This window comes from Halomonas halodenitrificans DSM 735, assembly GCF_000620045.1.
Taxonomy (GTDB): Bacteria; Pseudomonadota; Gammaproteobacteria; order Pseudomonadales; family Halomonadaceae; genus Halomonas; species Halomonas halodenitrificans.
The window spans coordinates 22306-28578 of the sequence record NZ_JHVH01000031.1 but is presented as its reverse complement, the minus strand read 5'-3'; the positions used below and the strand labels follow the sequence as shown (position 1 = coordinate 28578).

5 protein-coding genes and 1 pseudogene are annotated in these 6273 nt (G+C 52.4%); 1 reads left to right on the top strand and 5 read right to left on the bottom strand.

Annotated elements, in window-relative coordinates:
- Nucleotides 1–37: 37 nt before the first annotated feature.
- From tnpC to Q358_RS0113120, 3 genes are read right to left on the bottom strand one after another with little or no spacing between them, the layout of a single operon-like run.
- Entirely contained in the window at nt 38–1639 is a 1602-nt protein-coding gene (tnpC, locus tag Q358_RS0113130) for an IS66 family transposase (protein WP_027962263.1), read from the bottom strand.
- 43 nt (nt 1640–1682) lie between these two features.
- Nucleotides 1683–2039, bottom strand: coding sequence for an IS66 family insertion sequence element accessory protein TnpB (gene tnpB / locus Q358_RS0113125; RefSeq protein ID WP_027961197.1), 357 nt, complete (start codon nt 2037–2039; stop codon nt 1683–1685).
- Nucleotides 2036–2245 carry a hypothetical protein gene (locus Q358_RS0113120; RefSeq protein ID WP_027961196.1) on the bottom strand — a complete coding sequence of 70 codons (210 nt, stop codon included), beginning with the start codon at nt 2243–2245 and terminating at the stop codon, nt 2036–2038. Before Q358_RS0113120 ends, tnpB begins: the two co-directional genes overlap by 4 nt.
- Before the next feature lie 80 nt (nt 2246–2325).
- Here Q358_RS0113120 and Q358_RS0113115 point away from each other — a divergent pair.
- Nucleotides 2326–2802: pseudogene (locus Q358_RS0113115) on the top strand (IS256 family transposase); the annotation flags it as partial.
- 443 nt (nt 2803–3245) lie between these two features.
- On the opposite strand, the gene Q358_RS18290 reads toward Q358_RS0113115, so the two are convergent.
- Both Q358_RS18290 and Q358_RS18635 read right to left on the bottom strand, forming a co-directional pair.
- Nucleotides 3246–4643, bottom strand: a complete 1398-nt coding sequence (locus Q358_RS18290) for a nucleotidyltransferase (RefSeq protein ID WP_084286558.1) — start codon at nt 4641–4643, stop codon at nt 3246–3248.
- A gap of 115 nt (nt 4644–4758) precedes the next feature.
- On the bottom strand, nt 4759–6030 hold the full coding sequence (locus Q358_RS18635) for a hypothetical protein (protein ID WP_156940921.1): 1272 nt from the start codon (nt 6028–6030) through the stop codon (nt 4759–4761).
- Between the last annotated feature and the right edge of the window lie 243 nt (nt 6031–6273).

Below are 6273 nucleotides of genomic sequence, written 5' to 3'. Positions count from 1 at the left end.
GTAAGCGCTCCACCAACCCCACCTTCTGTGGCGTGAGTTAGATCGGTAGTGTGTCTTTCCAGCGCCAAGGGAGCAGCGTGTTGAGGTCGTCGTCCTCGCCGAGTGTCGGTAGCGTTTCGAACACGAACTGCAGGTACTCGTAGGACGAGAGGCCATTGGCCTTGGCCGTCTCGATCAGGCTGTAAATGGCGGCGCTGGCCTGGGCACCGCTCGGTGTGTGGCTGAAGAGCCAGTTCTTGCGGCCGACGACGAAGGGGCGGATGGCATTTTCCGCGGCGTTATTGTCGAGCGGGATCAGCCCGTCATCGAGGAAGCGGGTCAGGCGCTGCCATTGGCCATCCAGGTAGTGCAACGCTCTGCCCAGTGCGCTCTTCGGCAGCACCTGAGTCAGCGACTTGTCGAGCCAGGTGCGTAGCTGGGTGATCAGCGGGCGGCTCTTCTGCTCGCGCAGCGACTGGCGCGCTTCGGGTGCCAGGCCCTTAGCCTGCTTTTCCACGCCATAAAGCTTGCGAATCTGATTGAGGGCCCAGTCGGCCTTGCCGGTCTTGCCCTTGGGCTGCACCTTCTGCGCCTCGACGAACTTGCGACGGGCGTGCGCCCAGCAGCCGGCATGGATGATACCATTCTTGCGCACCACCTCGGCATAGCCCTCGTAGCCATCGGTGACCAGGCGACCGGCATAGTCACCCAGCAGGCGTACGGGCACTCGTCCGGCGCGGCTGGCGTCATAGTCAAACAGCACCACCTGTTGGCCAGGTGGGCCACCGCGCTGTAGCCACATATAGGACGTTGAACTCGCCGGCCGGTCGGGTTCCGTGTTGACCTGAAGTGTGGTCTCGTCCATGTGGATCAGCGGGGCTTGCAGCAGGTGTCGGCGTAGCGCCTCGATCAGCGGTGTCATTCGCTCGCCGGTTTGCACCATCCAACGGGCCAGGGTGTTGCGCGGGATCTCGGCGCCGTGACGGGCAAAGATCTGGCTCTGCCGGTAGAGCGGCAAGGCGTCCTGGTACTTGGCGGTGGCCACATAGGCGAGCAACGTCGGGCTGGCGTTACTCTTCGGCAGCAGCTTGGCGGGTGCCGGGGCAATCTGTACGCCCTCTTCGCAGGCGGGGCAGCCGTACTTGACGCGCACATGGCGGATCACCTCGACCCGCGCTGGCACCACATGCAGCTCCTCGCTGATCTCTTTGCCGATCTCCTTGAGCTCGGTGCCGTCATCGTGGCAATGCCGGGCCTCCTTGGGGAGCTCATGGACGACCTCGACGCGAGGCAGCTCGGGCGGCAAAGCCACTCGGCCGCCACGGCTGCGGCGCTTGGCCGGCTGTTGGGGTTCAACCGGCACATCAGCTTCGTGGCCAGCCGTGTCATCCTGGGCGCCGGCCTCCTCCTCGTCGGCCGCCACTTCCGCCTCGTTGATGAGCAGGTCTCCCTGCGCGACACGGTACTTTTCGGTGGAGGGACCGAACTGACGTTCGATGGCCAGGCGGAACTGCTCGAACAGCGCCGCCTTGGCGGCTTCCCACTCCGCTTCCTTCTTCTCCATCAGTTGATGGAGACGCGCGATTTCCTCCTGCTGAGAACGCACTTGGCGCTGCAGCTGGGAGACGCTGGCGGAGGAAGTCGAGGTCGACGAAGTCATGCCGATATTTTACCAAGCAGTGCCACCGGAGGCAGCAAAAACATCAACCCACTGCCTGGAAATCCAAGGCCTTGTGGGGCTGCATGGCGCTGAGGTCATAGCCATCCAGAAGCCAATTCAGCTCCTGACCCGAGAGGGTGACCGTGTCGCCCTCCAGTCGGTCCGGCCACTTGAAGCGCTCCCGTTCCAGGCGCTTGTACCAGACCACGAAGCCGTTGCGCTCCCAGAACAGCAGCTTCACCTTGTCGCGCTGGCGGTTGCCGAACACGAACACGGCCTCCTCGAAAGGGTTGAGCTCCATGGCCTCCTGAACCAGCAGGGCCAGTCCGTCGATCTGCTTGCGCATGTCGACCGGCTCGCGGCACAGATAGACTCGCAGTCCGGTATCTGGCCGAATCATGGCGCTACCTCCACGGCGACGAAGCGCTGCGGCCGATGCCGCGGCGGCACAGGCACATCCTGCACCACCAGACGCTGCTCCCACGCCAGCAGTGACGCCAGCTCAAGTCCTTGCTCCTCGGCGTACTCGCTCAGCGGCAGTTGTCGAGACGAGGCATGGAACAGATGGCCCAACCAGAGGGCCTGCGTCGAAGTCAGGTCGGTCATGGTGTCCTCCTTGCTATCGAATGACACCAGTCTGACGGACACTATTCAGCGGCAGAAGATGGGGTTGGTGGAGCGCTTACCGCTGCTGGGTCCACAAGACCGCCAATGTGCTGAATAAACTGCCGAAATCGGTACAACCCAAGGTCAAGGCCGACCTCCACGAGATTTGGATGGCCGAGACCCGCGATGAGGCCCACCAGGCCTTTGATCGCACCCTGAAACGCTTCGAGACCAAGTATCCCAAGGCGATGGGGTGCCTGGCCAAGGATCGGGACGAGCTGCTGGCGTTCTACGACTACCCGGCAGAGCACTGGGTGCATATCCGCACCACCAACCCGATCGAGTCGACCTTCGCCACGGTTCGCCTGCGGAGCAAGCGCAGCCGGAACTGCGGGTCCCGGGCGACGACCCTGGCGATGGTCTTCAAGCTGCTCCAGAGCGCCGAGAAGCGCTGGAAGCGCATCAAGGGGTTCAGGAAGTTGGAGCTGGTCGTGAACAACGTCCGGTTTCAGGATGGGGAGCAGGTAATCGATCCGTCAGACAGGACAGCCGCCTGACTGCCATCCACCAGATTTGACTATAACTCGATAACGCTTTTAAGATAGCTTCATCTATGGGAGAAGTTCTTGTTTTCTGGTCTTCAGGCCTTACGAAAGGCGTGGATTCCGTTTCCTTCTCCACTACCGCCTGCACTTGATCCCTCATTTTTGCTGAGAAACCAGCACCGCTGAATTCCGACAACTTATCTAGGTTTGCAAACGCAACCCCTAATGCACCAGCCAAGATAGCCAATCCCATTTCCGTAGGCTGGGCCATGTACCCAAAGTAGCAGGGAGCGACTAAAAGAATGATGGCAGAGGAAAACTTAAATACTGCTTCCATGTTTGGATTCCTGATCTTCATAGTGCATAACGCGAAGCTTTGCGGCAACTTTGGAACCGCGCAGCGGTGGAAAAGTTGTCCGGCAACAGCGTATTGTTATGCGCGTCAACCTCTTATCTTATGAGGCATAAACCTTAGTTAAATTATCGTTCGTCAGTTTCAGGGCTGAAAACTCTGCGGTAGAGCAAATGGTCAAATCTATTTTTTGCGCTTGCTCTCCTAATCCTGATTTTAAAGTTCCGGAAACTCGCTCAACCGCGTCTTTCGCCTGAAAATTCGAGTAAACTATGACCGCATCAATATCTTCGTATAGCTTTCTCCGTAGGTAAGAACCGAAGAGATATACTTGGAGGCCTTTAGGCAGATTTGTACACTCGAGCGGCCGTTTAAAAGAATTTATTCGATCTTCTCGTTCGGACCTAAGCAGATAATTTAAAAAATGTTCGCCGGTCTTCCGTAACGCTCCCATAAACTCCCCGAACATGAAAAGCCCTATCCCATGTTCTATACATAGTTGCTTGGCATCTTCAGCGTATTGCCCTGCTGGGCACGAACAAATAATAACTTCTACTTGTGGGTCAACAGCCATCACCTTTTCGAGCGTGTATTCAGTAAAATAATATGTATTCGTTACGAATACTCGAAGCTCCCTACCATCCTTTAGTGTGATAGACATTGTAGCTCGATTAAGCTCTTCCATTTGAGCGATAAAGTCGTGATTGGCCAAGAACCGGTTAATGAACGTAGAGACCTGGTTGTGACGAAATTCAAGTTCTTCTTCCCCTCTTCTTTCGAGAGGAGGCATTTCTGCGCCCAACTTTGTCTTCACAAAATGATCAAAATCCACTGGAAACAGCTTATAGTCATTAACCTTTTGCCCCAGCAGACAGTTATCTTCAAAGGCATCAACATGAAGCTTATAATTGAGCATTGGCCTATAGACATCCCAAGGATATGGGAAATTTCTTTTATTTTTCTCTATTAAATTAACGATGCGGCGGTTGTTTGGAAGAATTGTATCAAGGCACCTCCTTCGCCAAATAATTAAGGCATCACCAGAGTCTCCCTCTAAGACACGCTGAGAATATGGACCGTATTCTCGAAAAATCGCTCCGTTCTCATCCAGAAGCTCACTCACCTTAATCAATAGTTCGCGCTCATCTGTCACTCTCGGAATATTGAAGAACTCCCTAACTTTCCTCTCATGATCAGATTTCCAAATTCGAATGGCCTCGACGCTAAATTTCTTTTCCAACTCATCTACGACTTTGTGACATTCAAGGCAGAGCATAATTAAATTGTCGAGACCATCTCGATCTATTAACTCCGCTAACTTATGGTCACTTCGAGGCCCATTTTCTCCGTGACCAATAATATGTGCTACGTTGGCTAGGCTTACACTATCGTCCCCTACGGTGGCGAATAAGAAGCGGTTACAACTCGGGTTTTGACAATACCCTCCACAACCTGCCCAAAGCTGCCTCGCGACGTTAACAGGTATAGCTTTTCTGGCCATTTTAACAATTTCCCTACATTTGCTTTGTGCCTAAATTTCTCAGACTATGGAAACGCATAACGCCTTGGGTAAGCTGCCGGTGCGGAGCGCAGCACCGGTCAGCTTCACCCACTGGTTAAGTGGATTGACTTGCCGACAAGATCGACCTGATCGTAGACACCGGTTTTTGGCCATGAAAAAAAATTCTCATGAATATGCCATCCATTATTGCCATATCTTTACTACCATCGCCAATAAAAATTGATTTACCCCTATACTTATAGGGTTTGGCTCCCATTTGTTCTAACCTAGATGTTTCTTTATTTGTTCCTTCCCTAACGATCAGGCCGGCTCCTTCGCATTTTTTAAGCAATTTCTCTACAGAAACAGCCATGCAAATATGTTTGCGTCCAAAAAGTAAATCGAACTTATTAGCTACCGATATGTGATGGGAAAATATTGGTAATGCTAGTGGACTACGAACGCTATCAATCAAGCTCGCCCGAGGACTTTCGGCATCTCCACCACACTCATCGAACCATAGATTAAAAGCTATGTGACTACCCTGATACAATGGAGTGTCGGCATAGCACCCCACAAACAAGCAATCTTCAATAACGTCCAATGCCCAACCTTTATCCTCAGAGCGAGAAAGCAACGCGTTTAGCTCGTCATTCCATTCACTTATTGAGATGAATTCTTCTGGAATAAAAACCTTTTGACCGCTATCAGGGTCAGTACTTACCCCAGAGGACATAACTTCAGAAACGTGCGTCATTCGCCCACTTTGCCGAATCATTCGTTGCATTTGCTTAGCTGTATGTGGCCCCTCTTGAGATAAGAAATAATGGAGTGCTCTATCGCAACCCCTTTCACTGTAAAATTCTAAAAACTGGGAGATTTTGTGGTTTACCTCTCCTTCTTTCACTTCAAAAATAGAAAGACCTTTATGAGGATCGAACGATAAAATATCACCGACTTGAATGAAGGACGTTAAGTCAGATAAAAGGGGCATCGTATCCGGATTGTCTTCTACTATTGAATTGGCTGCGTTAACAACCGAGCCAAAGTTTGATTCCTTTAAGTTTGGCTGCTTATTGCCTAGAAAAAAACGGCGAGCGTAGCATAGTTGCTCACCAAGTAGCTGCCAAGCGATTGAATCTGCAATGCTGCGGTAAAGAAGTTCTTCTGAAAAGGTCAAGTCTGAATCTGATTCAACACGTTGTACTATATAATTCTGAGCAGCGCGCATCCCTTCATGTGCCGCCGAATAAAATTTTATTTGTAGAGCCCGATCCTCTTTGAATTCGGATCTCGACCTTATATCCGGCAAGAGTCTCTTGGAACCACAACACGCCTTTTCGTATAAATCACGGGCAAGGGGCTCCAACGCTGAATCCAGGGTCATAGGCCGAAGGGATTCCGCTGGATCATATTTCTGCCTTCTCTTTCGAGACCTTCTCTTACCCATGAATAACGTACCTACACTTAACAGATATTAGGTAGCACGCGCGTTTTCCCACTTGAACGCGCGTGCGCGTTCAAGAATTTTATACAGAGCGCCCGCCCATTTCTTAGCTTATTGAAAATCCTAGGAATTAAGTATAGCTCGGCCACATAACACCAATCGCAGCGCATGCGACATAACATC

Bases quoted from the DNA above. Each gene is read 5' to 3' on its own strand.
- tnpC (WP_027962263.1), bottom strand. From the start codon at position 1,639: ATGACTTCGTCGACCTCGACTTCCTCCGCCAGCGTCTCCCAGCTGCAG.
- tnpB (WP_027961197.1), bottom strand. From the start codon at position 2,039: ATGATTCGGCCAGATACCGGACTGCGAGTCTATCTGTGCCGCGAGCCG.
- Q358_RS0113120 (WP_027961196.1), bottom strand. From the start codon at position 2,245: ATGACCGACCTGACTTCGACGCAGGCCCTCTGGTTGGGCCATCTGTTC.
- Q358_RS18290 (WP_084286558.1), bottom strand. From the start codon at position 4,643: ATGGCCAGAAAAGCTATACCTGTTAACGTCGCGAGGCAGCTTTGGGCA.
- Q358_RS18635 (WP_156940921.1), bottom strand. From the start codon at position 6,030: ATGACCCTGGATTCAGCGTTGGAGCCCCTTGCCCGTGATTTATACGAA.